The organism is Halobacillus sp. BBL2006 (genome assembly GCF_000786645.1).
Lineage (GTDB): Bacteria > Bacillota > Bacilli > Bacillales > Halobacillaceae > Halobacillus.
The window spans coordinates 1-927 of sequence record NZ_JRNX01000737.1 but is presented as its reverse complement, the minus strand read 5'-3'; the positions used below and the strand labels follow the sequence as shown (position 1 = coordinate 927).

The window sequence follows — 927 nt, the reverse complement described above, 5'->3', positions numbered from 1 at the left end:
TCCTGTTAACAAAATTAAAAATAAAATTGTCGCTGGAATCTTTTTGTGAAAATCCATTCATCTCTCTAAAAAACCTCATAAACCTCCCCCTCATTTCGGGAATATTTATGAGATTTCAATCCTTACTTGTGGTTTTTTCTCCGTATTCCGTTTGATTGTAGTTTTTCTTTTAAAATACTAGATTGATTTCTTTTGCATAATTAAGAAAGGAAAGCCATCGAGTTGAAGAAACGATTCTTTGACTGATTTTATCGTAATGATAACTTGTCAGCACTTTAATGACTGTAGAGGATCGAATGTTCTCAGTGACTGCTTCGTATGATAGGATCAGATTATTAAGGTCAGCCCAGAAAAGCATATGTATCCTATGGGGCTAGCAAACTTCAGAGGAGGAAAATAATGAAGCGCTTTTTTTACTATTTCTTCTTTACCATATTTATTGGACTTCTCATTCACTTTGGAATGAAGTATCAGGTACAGTTACAAGAAGAGGCTCAAACAAATTTTAATTTATTTCCAGTTGTCGTTTTTGATAGTCTATTCCCCATTTTGATTGGCCTGCTTCTAAGATTGCCAAAATTGATCATTGAAATAAGAGCAAAAAAGCTCTGGACGTTTGACTGGATTAAATTCACTTCCATTGCTATACCAGCCCTTTACATCACAACGATGTCGATTCTTCCCTATTCACCATTAGCTAACCGTTACATAGCCATACCAAAAATCATTCTAATTGGAAGCCCGACAATAACAACCATAGCCGGAATTGTATTCGGATATATCCTATTAGACAGTATAAAAAAGGAAGAGTCCCCTAATTATTTGGACTCTTCTAGTAAAGAGACTGGGACATAATTAAAAGCATCCAATCTAAAGACGAACAACGAAGTGTAGGGAAATTTTGAAGTAATCGATTGCTCTGAATGA

Annotated in this window: 1 protein-coding gene; it reads left to right on the top strand. The window is 34.8% G+C overall.

Annotation, left to right across the window (positions count from 1 at the left end):
• Window positions 1-399: 399 nt before the first annotated feature.
• Entirely contained in the window at window positions 400-855 is a 456-nt protein-coding gene (locus tag LD39_RS19075; RefSeq protein ID WP_052158958.1) for a hypothetical protein, read from the top strand.
• Window positions 856-927 lie beyond the last annotated feature (72 nt).